This is a genomic window from Thermolongibacillus altinsuensis, from assembly GCF_004341205.1.
Classification (GTDB): Bacteria; Bacillota; Bacilli; order Bacillales; family Anoxybacillaceae; genus Thermolongibacillus; species Thermolongibacillus altinsuensis.
Genome location: NZ_SLUL01000011.1, coordinates 43,314 through 59,427 on the forward strand (window position 1 = coordinate 43,314; position 16,114 = coordinate 59,427).

Genomic DNA, 16,114 nt, shown 5'->3' on the forward strand with positions numbered 1-16,114 from the left:
ATGAGGATTATTCAAACCGAATTGGATGGAGCAGTTATATTTGAGCCTACTGTATATAAAGATGAGCGCGGTTTTTTTATGGAAAGTTATAACGAACAAACATTTCGTAAATTAGGTTTCGATATCCGATTTGTGCAAGATAACCATTCTCTTTCCGTAAAAGCGGGAACGATTCGTGGGTTACACTATCAATTAAATCCGAAAGCCCAAACAAAACTTGTTCGTGTTACTCGCGGTGTTATTTATGATGTGATCGTTGATATTCGGAAAGGGTCACCGACGTTTGGAAAATGGCAAGGATTTATTTTGAGTGCGGACAATAAACGACAATTGTTAGTTCCTAAAGGGTTCGCACACGGTTTTTGTACATTGGTAGAGAACACAGAAGTTCAATATAAAGTTGACGAATATTATTCACCTGAGCATGATCGGGGAATTCTTTGGAATGATCCGGCGTTAGGGATTGATTGGCCAGTAACTGATCCTATTCTTTCGGAAAAAGATGCAAATCATCCATTGTTAGCGGATGCAGAAATTAATTTTATGTGGGAGAGAACTCTATGAATCTTTTAGTAACCGGTGGAGCAGGCTTTATCGGTAGTAATTTTGTGCGTTATATGTTGAAAAAATATCCTGAATACAAAATCGTTAATTATGACTTATTAACTTATGCTGGTAATTTGGAAAATTTAAAAGATATTCAAGAAAATCCACAGTATGTCTTTGTTAAAGGTGATATTAGAAACTATCAACTTGTTGATTATATTGTAAAGTCTTATCATATTGATGTGATTGTTAATTTCGCTGCTGAATCACATGTGGATCGCAGTATTTCTGACCCAAGTATTTTCGTTAAAACGAACGTATTGGGGACTCAGGTATTGTTAGATGTCGCAAAGGCGAACAATATTCAAAAGTATGTCCAAATTTCTACCGATGAAGTGTACGGAAGTTTAGGAGATACAGGTTATTTTACGGAAGAAACTCCGCTTGCTCCAAACAGCCCTTACTCAGCAAGCAAGGCTAGTGCGGATTTGCTTGTAAGGGCATATCATAAAACATATGGATTAAATGTGAATATTACACGTTGCTCGAATAACTATGGACCATACCATTTTCCTGAAAAGCTAATCCCTTTAATCATAACAAACGCATTAGAAGGGAAAGAGCTTCCTATTTATGGTGATGGTCAACATATTCGTGATTGGCTTTATGTTAAAGACCACTGCGCCGCTATTGATTTAGTTATTCATAAAGGCAAGCCAGGGGAAGTATATAATATTGGTGGGCATAATGAGCGGACAAATAACGAAATAGTCCATTTAATTGTTGAAAAACTTGGGGTTTCAAAGTCGTTAATTAAATATGTAAGCGATCGCCCAGGGCATGACCGTCGCTATGCAATCGATCCTACAAAAATTATGACAGAACTCGGATGGAAACCACAATATACGTTTGACAAGGGAATTGAGGAAACGATTCAATGGTATATCAATAATAAAGATTGGTGGAAACGTATTAAGTCCGGAGAGTACATGGCTTATTATCAAAAGCAATATGGTGAAAGAGAATGAGTAAACAAAAAATATTAGTTACTGGTGCGAAAGGGCAATTAGGCACAGAAATGGTCAAATTGTTAAAAGACATGGAATATGAAGTATATGGATATGGACGAGCAGAACTCGATATAACGGATTTTCAGCAAGTGAAAAGTGTTATTGACCATATCCATCCTAATGTTGTTATTCACGCTGCTGCCTATACAAAGGTAGATGCAGCAGAGTCCAAACCAGATCAAGCATTTTTAGTGAATGCATACGGAACAAGAAACATAGTCGTAGCGTCAGAACATATAGGTGCTAAGTTGGTTTATATAAGTACCGATTATGTGTTTGACGGCACCGCAAACGTACCTTATAACGAGTTTGCTGTTACGAATCCGATAAGCGTATATGGAAGAAGTAAACTAGCTGGTGAACATTTTGTAAGAGACTTTCACTCTAAATTTTTTATTATTCGAACATCGTGGGTTTACGGGAAACATGGAAATAATTTTGTGAAAACAATGTTAAAACTTGCACAAGAACAAAAAGAATTGTTTGTCGTTGATGATCAAATTGGATGTCCAACTTATGCAGTTGATTTAGCTAGCTGCATTTTTCAACTTATTCAGACTGAAAAATATGGAGTCTACCATATTTCTAATTCAGGCCATTGCTCTTGGTATGAATTTGCAAAAACCATTTTCGAAGAGGCTAATGTTAATATAGTAGTTAATCCATGTAAAACAAAAGATTATCCAAGACCTGCTCAACGCCCTCTATATTCTGTATTGGATCATATGGCTCTACGATTAAATGGATTTAAAGAATTAAGGCATTGGCGAGAGGCGTTAAAGGAATTTATTAAAGTTTATGGGGTGAAATCTTGACGACATTAGCATTAGTCATGATTGTAAAAAACGAAGAGAGACATCTTAGCCGTTGTCTGCAAAGTGTCAAAGATATTGTTGATGAGATGATTATTGTCGATACAGGATCTACAGATCGTACAAAGGAAATAGCTTATTCATTTGGTGCCAAAGTATTTGATTTTGTGTGGGTGAATGATTTTTCTGCCGCTCGGAATTACGCACTTGAAAAATCCTCAAGTGATTGGAACTTAGTATTGGATGCAGATGAATATATTATTAATAACTGCGGAAGCATTATACGTAACTTTATAGAAAAAAATGACAAAGTAATTGGTCGGATTAAAAGGATTGATGAGTTTATTCAAGATGGCGAGAAGAGGTATGCACAGTCTTATTTATCTCGATTACTGCCTAAAGGGGTAAAATATGTCGGAAGAATTCATGAGCAGGTAGAATCTAAATTACCAAGAGAAAACTTAGATATAGAAGTATATCATGATGGATATGTTTATACAGATAAAACGGATCGAAACCTCAAGTTGTTGTTGCTAGAGTTGGAAAGAGATCCTCTTAACGATTATGTTTTGTATCAAGTAGGAAAACAATACAAGTTGCAGCAACAACTGCAACAAGCAGAATTATATTTTGAAAAAAGTTATCATCTTGCCCCATTGGGATCATGGTACCGCCATAGTCTAATCATTGATTATTTATATACGATTATAGGAAATAAATCGTTCGAAAAAGGTTTAAAATTAATTGAAACCGAGCGGGACCGATTTGCCGATTCTCCAGATTTCCATTTCGCATGCGGTTTATTTTATATGGACTTAATTTTTAGCAATGTCAATAAATATATTCATTTATTTCCGCTCATTGAACAATCTTTTCTTCGATGTTTAGAAATAGGAGATACGGATAAGTATGACAGTGTGAAAGGAACGGGAAGTTTTCTTGCTTCTTATAATTTAGGAGTATTCCATGAGATTCTTGGCAATACAGATAAAGCTATTTCATTCTATCAACAAGCAGCAAATGAACAATATGAAAGAGCTATAAAACGCTTAGAACTTTTAAGGTAGTTCTTATTGAGTGGGTATCCTAATTAGTATGTTACAAGCATCCTCGAATTACTTTTGCTGATGTCATTGAAGTGAATAGGTATCTGTTTAGAAAATAATAAATCAAAGAGTCTACTAAATTAGTAGGCTCTATTTTTTTAGGGTTTAACAGAACATATATTCGTATTTGTGTTATAATGAATTAGAGGTGATCATATGGATTATCTAAATTATTATCGAAGCATTTGTCATTCCGAGTTATCTGAATTGCCGATTGTGAACTTCTATAAGGAAATCATCAGCGGAAAAAGAAAGGTTCTTCCTCCAGGAACGTGGGAAAAAGGCGAAAACGTAATCATTATTGTTCGTTATGCATTAGAAGTACATCTTGGCTTGAAGAAGGAGCAAATACCCAAGATCAACAGAGCTGTCATAAAAGAACAGAAGCTTTGGGGAGCTTTAAACCGTTTCAAGTCTATTCCTAAATTAATTCAATTTGTATATCCCGGCCGATATAATGAGTTCGATTTCAGTCGAGTGCCGATTAATTACTGGAACAACACTCAAAATATACGAGATCGATTAGAATGGCATTTGCAAAAAGAGGGGATAAGGATAGAGGAGATACCGCAAAAGGTTAATTATGATTTGTTAATTAAATGGAGATTTTCTAACCCGCTAAAGCGATATGGTGATTCTCCGTTTCGCTTGATCGATACTTTATATCCTGGTGTATTTAAAGAAACAGATTTTAAAAAAATTCCCTACCACTATGCAAACAATAGCAATTTTTTGAGAGAACAATTCCTTGAGATGTTAGAGAGAGAAAATATCTCCTTAGAAGATGCCCCTAAGAAAGTAACGCAACAGATGTTGATCAAATACCGTTTTAGCGCTGCACTAAAAACTCACCAAAATTCCCCATCGAAATTGATATTATCTCTTTTTCCAGGTTCATTCTCTGCTGATAGCTTTCATATGAGACCAAATGGATATTGGAAGGATATTTCTAATGTGAAACGTTCCATCATGGACTTGATTGAAAAGGAAGGGATAGCGGAGGAGGATGTCCCAAAGGTTATTACGAAAAAAAGATTAATGCAAGAGGGATTAGGGGGACTGTTAAATGAATATAACGGTTCGCCAATCGAAATTGTGAACGCTGTTTTTCCAGGTAAATATGACATTACAGAGTTCCAGCGGGTACCAAATCAATATTGGCACTCTCAAAAGAACAGAGTGCAAGCATTAAGAACTTTTTGTGAAAAGAGAAAGATTGGCAGAGAATCGCTTCCACTTTTAAATCGAGCCTATTTTCGAAAACATTTCCCGAGATTTATCAGTATGGTTGATCGGCATTATGATAGTAAATTTTATCGTTGGATTATGGAATCATTCCCCGAACATACATTTCAGCCTGAGGAATTTAATTTGCTAGTTGGGATTGACGGACAATTGTGCGATTCAAAAGAAGAATTGGCGATCCATAATTTTTTAGTTCAGACCATCGTTTCAGCGAAAGTAGAGAGAGAAAGCCAGCGCTTTATGAACAATCGGTATGAAGAAGTGTATATTCCTGATTGGGTTATCTATCAAAATCATCGGAAATTCATAATCGAGTATTTTGGTTTGTATGGTTCGAATCGTTATAAAACTTATACAGAAAAAGCGGATAGAAAAATGGAATTTTTTCAGTCGTTGAAAGACTACGAATTTATTGCTATTATGCCTGATGATTTTCGGGAAAAAGGATTTCGCAGAATTGTGTCCCTTTTGATTAGTAAGGGGGTGCAGCTTAATGTTCATAGCTCTTATTGTTACTGAATTTGTCGAAAGGCTACGAGGATAGCAAGGAGGATATTCAAATTTTGAAATTATCTTCCTGATTTTTGTTATTTCCTTTCCCTCCCCCTTCACAACTCCCCATCTCCATCCGATATAAAACATAGAAAGTGTTCATGCAAAGGAGCGAGCACAATGACGGTGGAGCGGGTTTCTTCCCATTCTCTTTCTTATTTGTATGAGAATGTTCGCAAGGAAAAAGTCAGCAGCATGATACAATCGCCAACACAGAATCAGAATGATACGGGCACCTTCGAAACTCCGCAGCAAGACATCCCAAAAGAAAAACTAGAAGAAGTTGTCAAAGGATTAAACGAATTCCTGCAGCCAAGCCATACGTCCATCAAATTTGAGCTGCATGATGAATTGAAGGAGTATTACGTGCAAATTATCAATGAACGGACGAATGAGGTCATTCGCGAAATCCCGCCGAAAAAGTTGTTGGATATATATGCGGCGATGATGGAATTTGTCGGTTTAATTGTCGATAAAAAAATTTAACGGTGGTGAGTGGAAATGGCAAGTACAATGCGTATTGGCGGTCTTGCGAGCGGAATGGACATTGATCAGATCGTCAAGGACTTAATGAAAGTGGAGCGAATGCCGCTTGATAAGCTGTATCAAAAAAAGCAACTTCTCGAATGGCAGCGCGATGATTATCGTTCGATGAATACTTTATTGCAAGATCTTGATAACTATATTTTTAACAATCTAACATTGCAAAGCAGCATGTTAAAAAAGAAAGTCACAAGTTCAGATGAAAGTGTCGTCACTGCAACAGCGAATTCTTCTGCTGCGAATATAAGCACAACTATAAACGTAACGCAAATTGCGACATCAGCGACTTGGATTTCTTTGGATCGTGTAGATAGTATAACCGTTGATACGGATACAACGTTGACTATCTCTGTTACTAACGGCGATGGGAATCCCCTTGCCACCAATCCGGTGACGATTACGGTAAAAGCCGGTGCTACACTAGATTCTGTCATTTCGCAGTTAAATAACGATCCTAACTTAGGAGTTACAGTGTTCCGAGATACGCAGACAGGTAAAATTGTTATCACAAAGAAAGATACTGGGTCAAAAGCAAGTTTAGTTATTGGTGACAATATTACGGCTGAATTTTTCAAAAAGCTTGGTTTTATCAACGCTGCTAATGGACGTAAGCTTGAGGATACCGATGGTGACGGGGATGTTGATGCACAAGATAGCTTCATTGCGGGAACCGATGCGCAATTTACGATTAACGGTTTTACAACAAGTCGTTCCACGAATACGTTTACGATCAACGGTGTTACGTATACGCTGAAAAAAGAGGGTACAGCGACTATTACGACGTCCAGTGACACCGATGCGATGTTTAACGTGATTAAAGGGTTTGTCGACAAATACAACGAAGTCATCGACAAAATTAACGCCAAGCTGAAAGAAGAGCGCTATCGCGATTATCCGCCGCTTACCGATGAACAAAAGCAAGCGATGACGGACAAGCAGATTGAGCTTTGGGAAGAAAAGGCGAAAAGCGGTCTTCTCCGCGGTGATTCGATTTTATCGAGCGGTTTAAACAAAATGCGAATGGACCTTTACACGAAAGTAGAAGGTTCTAATATTACGAGTGGATTTTCTCAGCTGACGGAAATCGGTATTACTACCTCGCCTAACTATTTAGATGGCGGTAAATTAATTATTGATGAGACAAAGTTGCGCGAGAAAATTCAAGAAAATCCGGATGCGATTTACCGCCTATTTAATAACTACAACACCAATGATAAAACCAAAACCAGTTACTCCGAAAAAGGGATCACCCTCCGTTTACGTGATACAATTAAAGACACCATTAGCAAAGTCGAACAAAAAGCTGGTAAGACGATTTGGACGAATCAGCAGTTCGCCATTGGCCGCGATTTAAATAATATTAACGACCAAATTAAACGTTTTGAAGACCGTCTCAAACAAATCGAGGATCGCTATTGGCGTCAATTTACCGCAATGGAGAAAGCGATCCAACGCTCGAACGAGCAAAGTATGTATTTAATGAACGCCTTTTTCGGTGGAGCGCAATAAAGTGAAGCAGGTAAAGGAGTGAGATAAATGGCAACGAACAATCCGTATCAAAACTATCAGGTGAACGCGGTGCAAACAGCGTCTCCGGGTGAATTGACGCTGATGCTTTATAACGGCTGCTTGAAGTTTATTCTGCAAGCGAAAAAGGCGATTGAGGAGAATGATGTTGAAGCTCGCAACACGAATTTATTGAAGGCGCAAAAGATTATTCAAGAGCTGATGGTGACGCTCAATATGGAATATGAAGTGGCGAAGTCGATGATGACGATGTATGATTACATTTACCGCCGGCTTGTCGAAGCGAACGTTAAAAATGATGCGGCGATTTTGGACGAAGTCGAAGGATATGTGACTGAGTTTCGCGATACGTGGAAGCAAGTGATTCAAATCAATCGTCAACGTCAATATGCGCAAGGTGGACAAGCGTGATGAGCGTTGTTTTTACGCTGTTGGAAGCGACGAGGCAGCTTGCGAATGTGTTGCGAGAGCCTGTATCGAAGGAGAAGCGCGATGAGGTGATCGCTCGGATTGAGCAGTTGCTTGAGGAGAGGGAGCGGTTGCTTGCGGAGCTCCCTTCTTCTTTTACTGCGGAAGAGCGGAAGATGGGGCAAGAAATAGTGACATTGAATGCCGAGATTGATGAAAAGTTACAGCAATTGAAGCAACAAATTCAGTTCGACTTGAAGCAAACGAAAAAAACGAAAACGGTTGTTAAACATTACAATCATCCGTATGAACCACTGTCTATTGATGGCATGTTTTATGATAAGAAAAGGTAGGTATGAAAATGGTGAAATTATCGCATGAACAATTAGCAGTTATCCAGCAGTATGTGGCGCTTTTAGAGACGATTGAAGAAGGATTTGCGTATGTATGTGAAAGTTTTACAAACTATGAGCGAACGCAAGGAGATGTTGTGCTTGCGGATATTTTTATGGCGTTCGGACAAATTGATGAGACGAATCGGAGTTCGCTCGCACGCTTTTTTGCGGATGATCGTGCGGTGTTAGAGGAAATTGCTCGTTTTTCTGCGGTAGCCGATGAGGCGTGGAAGTTGGATGGGAAGCTAGATGACCCGAATGCGAAGCAGGAAATCGTGGAAAAGCATTTAGCTCCTGCGTTTGAAGCGTGGAAAACGGGAATGATGGCGCTGTTGCGCCCATATGTTGAGCATTAAAACCCCCTCGCTTTGGCGAGGGGGTTTTAAAATGCTTCTACAATGGTCACGTTCACTTCTTTGCGCAGGTCGATTTCAAACGGTGATTTAATCGTTTCGCCGTACGGATTTTTTAAAATGCGGACGAAGGTTTTCAAACGTATTTGTTCAATGTTTTGTCACAAAAAGTTTGCCGTTTTAGAAGGAGTTTTGTAGGGAATTGTAGAAATATATAAACAACCTTTTACAAAAGGAGGCGCAGCGTATGAAGTACAACATCCGCGGTGAAAATATTGAGGTTACACAAGCATTAAGAGAATATGTTGAGAAAAAAATCGGCAAATTAGAGCGTTATTTTGAATCAACGGAAGGAGTTCATGTACACGTTAATTTAAAAGTATATAACGATAAACAATCAAAAATTGAAGTGACGATTCCGATGCCGCAATTATTGTTGCGTGCGGAAGAGCGCCATGACGATATGTATGCGGCCATCGACCTTGTCGTTGACAAGTTAGAGCGACAAATTCGCAAACATAAAACAAAAGTGAATCGCAAATTCCGCGAAAAAGATGCGAAAAGTTTCTTTGTATCAGCGAGCGCCCCTGTTGCTTCTGAGGAAAAAGAAGAAGAGGAATTCGAAATTGTGCGCACGAAGCGCTTTAGCTTAAAGCCAATGGATAGCGAAGAAGCGATTTTGCAGATGAACATGCTTGGTCATAACTTCTACGTATTCATCAATGCGGAAACAAATCGTACAAACGTCGTTTATCGCCGTAAAGACGGCAAATACGGTTTAATTGAGGCGAACTAACTCTCCACCCCCGCGACATGCGGGGGTGTTGTGTTATAATGGTTGAAAGGAGGTGAAAACATGGAGGCGATTTTGCGGCAAATTTTGTCGAAATTCGATCAAATGGAAACGCGTTTTGAACGATTGGAAGGAGAAATGCGCGATCGGTTCGATCAGATGGACAAGCGTTTTGCGCAAATCGATGAACGCTTTGAGCAGATCGATGAACGTTTTACTCAGATTGACGAACGCTTTGCGAATATGGATGCACGCTTAAGCGGTCTAGAAAAAGAAATGGCAGATGTGAAAACAGCGGTCTCTCAAGTCGAAGGCCGCCTCGATCGCGTTGAAGGTTGTCTTGATCGCATCGAGAGTCGTCTTGACCGCGTTGAAGGCCGTCTTGATCGCGTTGAAGGTCGTCTTGATCGTGTCGAGCAAGAAGTATCTGAGGTGAAAGGGGCTGTTTTCCGTTTAGAAAATCAGCTTGCCGATGATATTTATACGTTGTTGCAGAATATGGATCGCAAGCTGGAAGAAAAAAGCTTTGAAATGTATGCGCTCAATAAGCGCGTTTTGCATTTGGAAGGGGCCGTTGAAGCGATTCGAAGCAAAATGTGATGAATTCCCCCAGCTGGAAGGCTGGTTTTTTCTTTTCCTCTTGGTCCTCTCTTCCATTTCCCCACGTCTCAGTTGTCACCCATTCGTGTAAGTGATATGATGTAAACTAGGTGATTCTATTGAAACAAGGAGCGTTCATACCATGTTTGGAGTATTGAAAAAGGTGTTTGACCCAAACAAACGCCAAATTGCTAGATTGGAAAAAATCGCGGATCAAGTCGATGCACTCGGTCCGGAGATGGCAAAGCTTTCGGATGAGGAGCTGCGCAAAAAAACGGACGAGTTTAAAGCTCGCCTAGAAAAAGGCGAAACACTGGATGATTTGCTGGTCGAAGCGTTCGCTGTAGTGCGCGAAGGTGCGAAGCGCGTGCTCGGCTTGTATCCATATAAAGTGCAAATTATGGGTGGAATCGTCCTTCATGAAGGCAATATTGCCGAAATGAAAACAGGGGAAGGAAAAACGTTAACAGCGACGATGCCTGTGTATTTAAATGCGCTCACAGGCAAAGGCGTGCACGTCGTAACGGTCAACGAATACTTAGCGAGCCGTGACGCGCACGAAATGGGAAAACTATACGAATTTTTAGGCTTAACGGTTGGTTTAAATTTAAGCGGCATGTCGCGCGAAGAAAAACAGGCAGCGTACAATGCGGACATTACGTACGGAACGAATAACGAGTTCGGATTCGACTATTTGCGCGACAACATGGTTCTTTATAAAGAACATATGGTGCAACGTCCGCTTCACTTTGCGGTCATTGACGAAGTTGACTCAATTTTAATTGACGAAGCGCGTACACCGCTCATCATTTCCGGTACAGCGCAAAAGTCGACAAAGCTTTATATTCAAGCCAATGCCTTTGTGCGTACGCTCAAGCGTGATGTCGATTACACATACGATGAAAAAACGAAAAGCGTGCAGCTCACGGAAGAAGGAATCAACAAAGCGGAGCGCGCATTTGGAATCGATAACTTATTCGATCTCAAACATGTGACGCTCAATCATCATATTAACCAAGCGTTGCGTGCGCATGTTGTCATGCAGCGCGATGTCGACTATGTCGTGGAAAATGGCAAAGTTGTCATCGTTGACCCGTTCACAGGGCGATTGATGCACGGACGTCGTTATAGCGACGGATTGCATCAAGCGATCGAAGCGAAGGAAGGGCTTGAGATTCAAAACGAGTCGATGACGCTGGCGACGATTACGTTCCAAAACTATTTCCGCATGTATGAAAAATTAGCGGGAATGACGGGAACAGCAAAAACGGAAGAAGAAGAGTTCCGCAACATTTACAACATGGAAGTCGTCGTCATTCCGACGAACAAGCCAGTTATTCGTGAAGACCGTCCAGATTTAATTTATCGGACGATGGAAGGCAAGTTCCGCGCGGTTGTTGAGGATATCGCCCAGCGCCATGCGAAAGGGCAGCCTGTGCTCGTCGGTACGGTGTCGATTGAGACATCTGAGCTTCTTTCAAAAATGTTGACGAAGCGCGGCATTCGCCATAACGTGTTGAACGCGAAAAACCATGCGAAAGAAGCGGAAATTATCGCTCAAGCCGGTCAAAAAGGAGCGGTGACGATCGCGACGAACATGGCTGGTCGCGGTACTGATATTAAGCTTGGTGAAGGGGTGCGCGAGCTTGGCGGATTGGCCGTGATCGGTACGGAGCGCCATGAAAGCCGCCGCATCGACAACCAGCTTCGCGGTCGCGCGGGCCGTCAAGGTGATCCGGGCGTATCACAGTTTTATTTGTCGCTTGAAGATGAACTGATGCGCCGCTTCGGTTCAGAAAATATCATGGCGATGATGGATCGACTCGGCATGGATGATTCGCAGCCGATTCAAAGTAAAATCGTTTCGAAAGCGGTTGAATCTGCGCAAAAACGCGTTGAAGGAAATAACTTCGATGCGCGCAAACAGCTGTTGCAGTATGACGATGTATTGCGCGAGCAGCGCGAAATTATTTATCGTCAACGCTTCCAAGTGCTTGATTCAGAAAACTTGCGCGACATCGTTGAAAAAATGATTCAATCCGTCATTGAGCGCGTCGTTCAAGCGCACACGCCAGAGGAAGAAGCGCCGGAAGATTGGAACTTAAAAGGCATCATCGACTATGTCAATGCCAACCTTCTTCCTGAAGGAGACGTAACGGTCAACGACTTGCGCGGCAAAGAGCCAGAAGAAATGATCGAGCTCATTTGGGAGAAAGTGAAGGCGCGTTATGATGAAAAAGAAAGCCGCATTCCAGCTGAACAAATGCGCGAATTTGAACGCGTCATCGTCCTTCGCGCGGTCGATATGAAGTGGATGGAACATATTGATGCGATGGAGCAATTGCGTCAAGGAATCCATTTGCGCGCATACGGTCAAATCGATCCGCTTCGTGAATATCAAATGGAAGGTTATGCGATGTTTGAAAACATGATTGCCGCGATTGAAGAAGAAGTGGCGCGCTACATTATGAAAGCGGAAATCCAAAACAACTTAGAGCGCCAAGAAGTGGCCAAAGGGGAAGCGGTTCATCCGAAAGAAGGCGAAGAAAAAGCGAAACGGAAGCCGGTGAGAAAAGCGGTCGACATCGGCCGGAACGATCCGTGCATTTGCGGAAGCGGCAAAAAATATAAACATTGTTGCGGACGTTAAGTGAGGGAGAAATCCCTCGCTTTCCTTTGTTGCTTCTTTGCGATGATTTGAATACAATAAGTACCGAGGTGACAGAGCATGATTGATTTAGTGGAAATTAAGCAAGAGCTTGAGAAAATGGCTAAGCGATTAGCGGATATTAGGGGGTCTCTTTGACCTCGCAACGAAAGAAGAACGCATTCGTGAATTAGAGGAACAGATGGCGGCGCCGAACTTTTGGGATGATCAAAAAGCGGCGCAAGCGGTCATTAGCGAGGCGAATGCGTTAAAAGATTTAGTGAACGAATTCCGCCAATTAGAAGAACGGTTTGAAAACTTAGAAGTGACGTATGAACTCGTCAAAGAAGAGCCTGACGAAGAATTGCAGCAAGAGCTTGTGGCGGAAGCGAAAAAGCTAACAAAAGATTTTAGCGAATTTGAGCTGCAGCTATTGTTAAATGAACCTTATGACAAAAACAATGCGATTTTAGAACTTCACCCAGGCGCAGGCGGAACGGAGTCACAAGACTGGGCATCGATGCTTTTACGCATGTATACGCGCTGGGCAGAGAAAAAAGGCTTCAAAGTTGAAACGCTTGATTATCTTCCGGGCGAAGAAGCAGGAATTAAAAGCGTTACGTTGCTCATTAAAGGGCATAACGCTTACGGTTATTTGAAAGCGGAAAAAGGAGTCCATCGCCTTGTGCGCATTTCCCCATTCGACGCTTCCGGCCGTCGCCATACATCGTTCGTTTCATGCGAAGTGATGCCGGAGTTTGATGACAATATTGAAGTGGAAATTCGTCCGGATGAAATTAAAGTCGATACGTATCGCTCAAGCGGTGCGGGCGGACAGCACGTTAATACGACCGACTCGGCTGTGCGCATTACACACATTCCGACCGGCATCGTTGTGACGTGTCAATCCGAGCGTTCGCAAATTAAAAACCGCGAAAAAGCGATGAATATGTTAAAAGCGAAGCTATATCAAAAGAAACTGGAAGAACAACAAGCGGAACTAGCTGAAATTCGCGGTGAGCAAAAAGAAATCGGATGGGGAAACCAAATTCGTTCGTACGTGTTCCATCCGTATTCGCTTGTGAAAGATCATCGCACGAATGTCGAAGTCGGCAACGTGCAAGCGGTCATGGATGGAGAAATCGACGTATTTATCGATGCATATTTGCGTTCAAAGTTAAAGTAAAGGGTGGCGAACAGCCATCCTTTTTGTTTGGAAAAGGCATGTCCATCGTCTTGATATATGGTACAATACGACCAAGGGGGTGAGCGATATGGAAAAGTTATTAATGAAATTGTTAAAAGGCCAAGAGGAAATTCATCACCGCTTAGATGGGATGCAGCAAGACATCCAAGGCATGAAACAAGAGATGCAGGTGATGCAGCAAGACATCCAAGGCATGAAGCAAGAGATGCAGGTGATGCAGCAAGACATCCAAGGCATGAAACAAGAGATGCAGGTGATGCAGCAAGACATCCAGGGCATGAAACAAGAGATGCAGGTGATGCAGCAAGACATCCAGGGCATGAAACAAGAGATGCAGGTGATGCAGCAAGACATCCAAGGCATGAAGCAAGAGATGCAAGTAATGCAACAAGATATCCAAGGTATGAAACAAGAGATGTGCGAAATGAGACAGGACATTCGCGAGCTACAGGAAGATACGCAAGGCATGAAACAAGATATACGGGTCGTGCAACAGGATATTCAGCAACTACAACAAGATATGCAACATGCGAAGCAAGATGTTCAATTCATTAAGGAAACGGTGCAACGCATTGAAGTTCACCAAGAAGAGACAATTATGGGGATGTTAACTCATATTAAGAAACAAGTGGATGTAAAAGAAAGCCAAATTCAAGTGTTGAACAAAAGGCTGTTTGATGTTGAAACAAAGACCGCAAGAATCGAACAGTAATAGAAATGAAAGCCTTCGATCGACCAATTGTTGTCGGTCTATTTTTTTGGTTCAAAAGGCGCACGTAGCGCTTTTTTTATTTATCTTGTTAAATCATTATTGCGTTAACCCGTTGGCATTTACTTGATAAAAAGGGAATGCTATACTCACAAAGGAAGGTGGGAACATCATGGCAAGAAAGGGAGCAAGAACGATTCATCCAAAAGTTGAGCTTATGATCGAATACGGATACATTTTGCTTGGTTCAGCGATTGTCGCGATTGCGTTTAATCTTTTTTTATTGCCGAATCGTGTCGCTTCAGGCGGGGTGAGCGGGATTAGTACGATTTTGCATGCCACCCTTGGCTGGCAGCCGGCATATGTGCAATGGTCGTTAAACATTCCGCTCTTTATCGCCGGTGTCGTGTTGCTTGGAAAACAATTCGGCGTGAAAACATTAGTTGGCACAGCTTTTTTGCCGTTTGTCGTTTATTTGACGCACAATGTTGCTCCAGCGACGAATGATCCGCTGCTTGGCGCGTTGTTTGGCGGAATTGGCGTCGGAATGGGGCTTGGCATTGTGTTTCGCGGAAAAGCATCGACGGGCGGAACCGATTTGGCCGCGCAAATTATTCATAAATACACAGGTTTGTCGCTCGGAACGTGCGTCGTGTTGATTGACGGATTAATCGTGTTAACAGCGGCGCTTGTGTTTGATATTGAACGAGCCCTTTATGCGCTCATTGCGTTATTTGTCACAAGCAAGACGATCGATTTCGTTCAAGTTGGCTTCGGTTATTCGAAAATGGCGATGATTATTACAAATAAAGAAGAGGAAGTTCGTCATGCCATTTTGCATAAAATTGACCGCGGAGTGACAAAACTATCTGCATACGGAGGATATACCGATTGCGAGCGGCCGGTCTTAATGTGCGTCGTTGGACAAGCGGAGTTCACAAAATTGAAACAATTAGTGAAAAGCATTGATCCGTCTGCATTTGTCGTTGTTATGGATGCGGCAGAAGTGCTTGGCGAAGGATTTAAACGTGTTTAACATGGAAATAATGAGATATAATACAAATGTATGAAAATGTTTACAAGGGGGAAGTGTTCTAATGAAGAAAAAGCTGTTTGGCTTATTGGCAGGTACAGCGTTAGTACTTGCGGCTTGCGGAGGAGGGGACGACGCAAGCGACAAAAAAGACGGCGGCGCGACACAAACGGCTTCAGCAGCTGAAGACATTTACAAAAAATCATGTGCGAGCTGTCATGGACAAAACTTAGAAGGCGGAGTTGGTCCAGCGCTTGACAAAGTCGGCAGCAAATATTCGCAAGACGAAATTAAAAACATTATTGCCAACGGTCGAGGCGGCATGCCTGGCGGCTTGATCCAAGGCGAAGATGTTGACAAAGTGGCTGAATGGCTTGCTTCGAAAAAATAATGTTCAAAATCCGGCATGAGACGATGCCGGATTTTTTGTTTGTAACATTCCTGAAATATAAATGTAAATAAAATACGGCTTATTTTCTTTGCGGATAATGTTATAATGAACAATGTGGAATTTTGTATGACTGTGTAGGATATACTCGAAATCTATTCGACAAAAAGCTTCAGGTGA

At 41.6% G+C, this 16,114-nt stretch carries 17 protein-coding genes; all 17 read left to right on the forward strand.

All coding sequences use genetic code 11. The annotated features are described in order from the left end of the window. The 17 genes from rfbC to cccB all read left to right on the forward strand — a co-directional run bounded on the left by rfbC (window position 1) and on the right by cccB (window position 15,937). Complete coding sequence (rfbC, locus tag EDD69_RS10625) at window positions 1–564, forward strand: dTDP-4-dehydrorhamnose 3,5-epimerase (RefSeq protein WP_132948938.1); 564 nt, start codon at window positions 1–3, stop codon at window positions 562–564. Continuing rightward, window positions 561–1,574 carry a dTDP-glucose 4,6-dehydratase gene (rfbB, locus tag EDD69_RS10630; RefSeq protein WP_132948939.1) on the forward strand — a complete coding sequence of 338 codons (1,014 nt, stop codon included), beginning with the start codon at window positions 561–563 and terminating at the stop codon, window positions 1,572–1,574. The genes rfbC and rfbB overlap by 4 nt, the downstream gene beginning before the upstream one ends. Further along, on the forward strand, window positions 1,571–2,431 hold the full coding sequence (gene rfbD, locus EDD69_RS10635; protein ID WP_132948940.1) for a dTDP-4-dehydrorhamnose reductase: 861 nt from the start codon (window positions 1,571–1,573) through the stop codon (window positions 2,429–2,431). Before rfbB ends, rfbD begins: the two co-directional genes overlap by 4 nt. Beyond that, complete coding sequence (locus EDD69_RS10640; protein WP_243643100.1) at window positions 2,428–3,495, forward strand: glycosyltransferase family 2 protein; 1,068 nt, start codon at window positions 2,428–2,430, stop codon at window positions 3,493–3,495. Before rfbD ends, EDD69_RS10640 begins: the two co-directional genes overlap by 4 nt. A gap of 195 nt (window positions 3,496–3,690) precedes the next feature. Next, on the forward strand, window positions 3,691–5,298 hold the full coding sequence (locus EDD69_RS10645; protein WP_132948941.1) for a DUF4046 domain-containing protein: 1,608 nt from the start codon (window positions 3,691–3,693) through the stop codon (window positions 5,296–5,298). 153 nt (window positions 5,299–5,451) lie between these two features. Next, a complete protein-coding gene (flaG, locus tag EDD69_RS10650; RefSeq protein ID WP_132948942.1) occupies window positions 5,452–5,817 on the forward strand; it encodes a flagellar protein FlaG in 366 nt (121 codons plus the stop codon). Window positions 5,818–5,832: 15 nt separating this feature from the next. Then, window positions 5,833–7,383, forward strand: coding sequence for a flagellar hook-associated protein 2 (locus tag EDD69_RS10655; protein WP_132948943.1), 1,551 nt, complete (start codon window positions 5,833–5,835; stop codon window positions 7,381–7,383). A gap of 27 nt (window positions 7,384–7,410) precedes the next feature. Further along, window positions 7,411–7,812, forward strand: coding sequence for a flagellar export chaperone FliS (fliS, locus tag EDD69_RS10660; protein WP_132948944.1), 402 nt, complete (start codon window positions 7,411–7,413; stop codon window positions 7,810–7,812). Next, entirely contained in the window at window positions 7,812–8,162 is a 351-nt protein-coding gene (gene fliT, locus EDD69_RS10665; protein WP_132948945.1) for a flagellar protein FliT, read from the forward strand. Before fliS ends, fliT begins: the two co-directional genes overlap by 1 nt. An 8-nt stretch (window positions 8,163–8,170) precedes the next feature. Beyond that, window positions 8,171–8,560, forward strand: a complete 390-nt coding sequence (locus EDD69_RS10670) for a DUF8042 domain-containing protein (RefSeq protein ID WP_132948946.1) — start codon at window positions 8,171–8,173, stop codon at window positions 8,558–8,560. Window positions 8,561–8,804: 244 nt separating this feature from the next. Next, window positions 8,805–9,353 (forward strand): ribosome hibernation-promoting factor, HPF/YfiA family, encoded by a 549-nt coding sequence (gene hpf / locus EDD69_RS10680; protein WP_132948947.1) that lies wholly within the window; start codon window positions 8,805–8,807, stop codon window positions 9,351–9,353. A gap of 60 nt (window positions 9,354–9,413) precedes the next feature. After that, entirely contained in the window at window positions 9,414–9,950 is a 537-nt protein-coding gene (locus EDD69_RS10685; RefSeq protein WP_132948948.1) for a hypothetical protein, read from the forward strand. Between the two features lie 142 nt (window positions 9,951–10,092). Next, window positions 10,093–12,600, forward strand: coding sequence for a preprotein translocase subunit SecA (gene secA / locus EDD69_RS10690; RefSeq protein ID WP_132948949.1), 2,508 nt, complete (start codon window positions 10,093–10,095; stop codon window positions 12,598–12,600). An 81-nt stretch (window positions 12,601–12,681) separates the two neighbouring features. Continuing rightward, a protein-coding gene (gene prfB, locus EDD69_RS10695; RefSeq protein WP_132948990.1) for a peptide chain release factor 2 occupies window positions 12,682–13,783 on the forward strand; the annotation gives its coding sequence in 2 pieces (ribosomal slippage) (window positions 12,682–12,753 and window positions 12,755–13,783; 1,101 coding nt in all). An 88-nt stretch (window positions 13,784–13,871) separates the two neighbouring features. Then, the gene (locus EDD69_RS10700; protein ID WP_132948950.1) at window positions 13,872–14,516 is read left to right on the forward strand and encodes a hypothetical protein; all 645 of its coding nucleotides are present in this window, start codon (window positions 13,872–13,874) and stop codon (window positions 14,514–14,516) included. 169 nt (window positions 14,517–14,685) lie between these two features. Continuing rightward, the gene (locus tag EDD69_RS10705) at window positions 14,686–15,549 is read left to right on the forward strand and encodes a YitT family protein (protein ID WP_132948951.1); all 864 of its coding nucleotides are present in this window, start codon (window positions 14,686–14,688) and stop codon (window positions 15,547–15,549) included. Between the two features lie 61 nt (window positions 15,550–15,610). After that, the gene (gene cccB, locus EDD69_RS10710) at window positions 15,611–15,937 is read left to right on the forward strand and encodes a cytochrome c551 (RefSeq protein WP_132948952.1); all 327 of its coding nucleotides are present in this window, start codon (window positions 15,611–15,613) and stop codon (window positions 15,935–15,937) included. The last annotated feature ends 177 nt before the right edge of the window (window positions 15,938–16,114 follow it).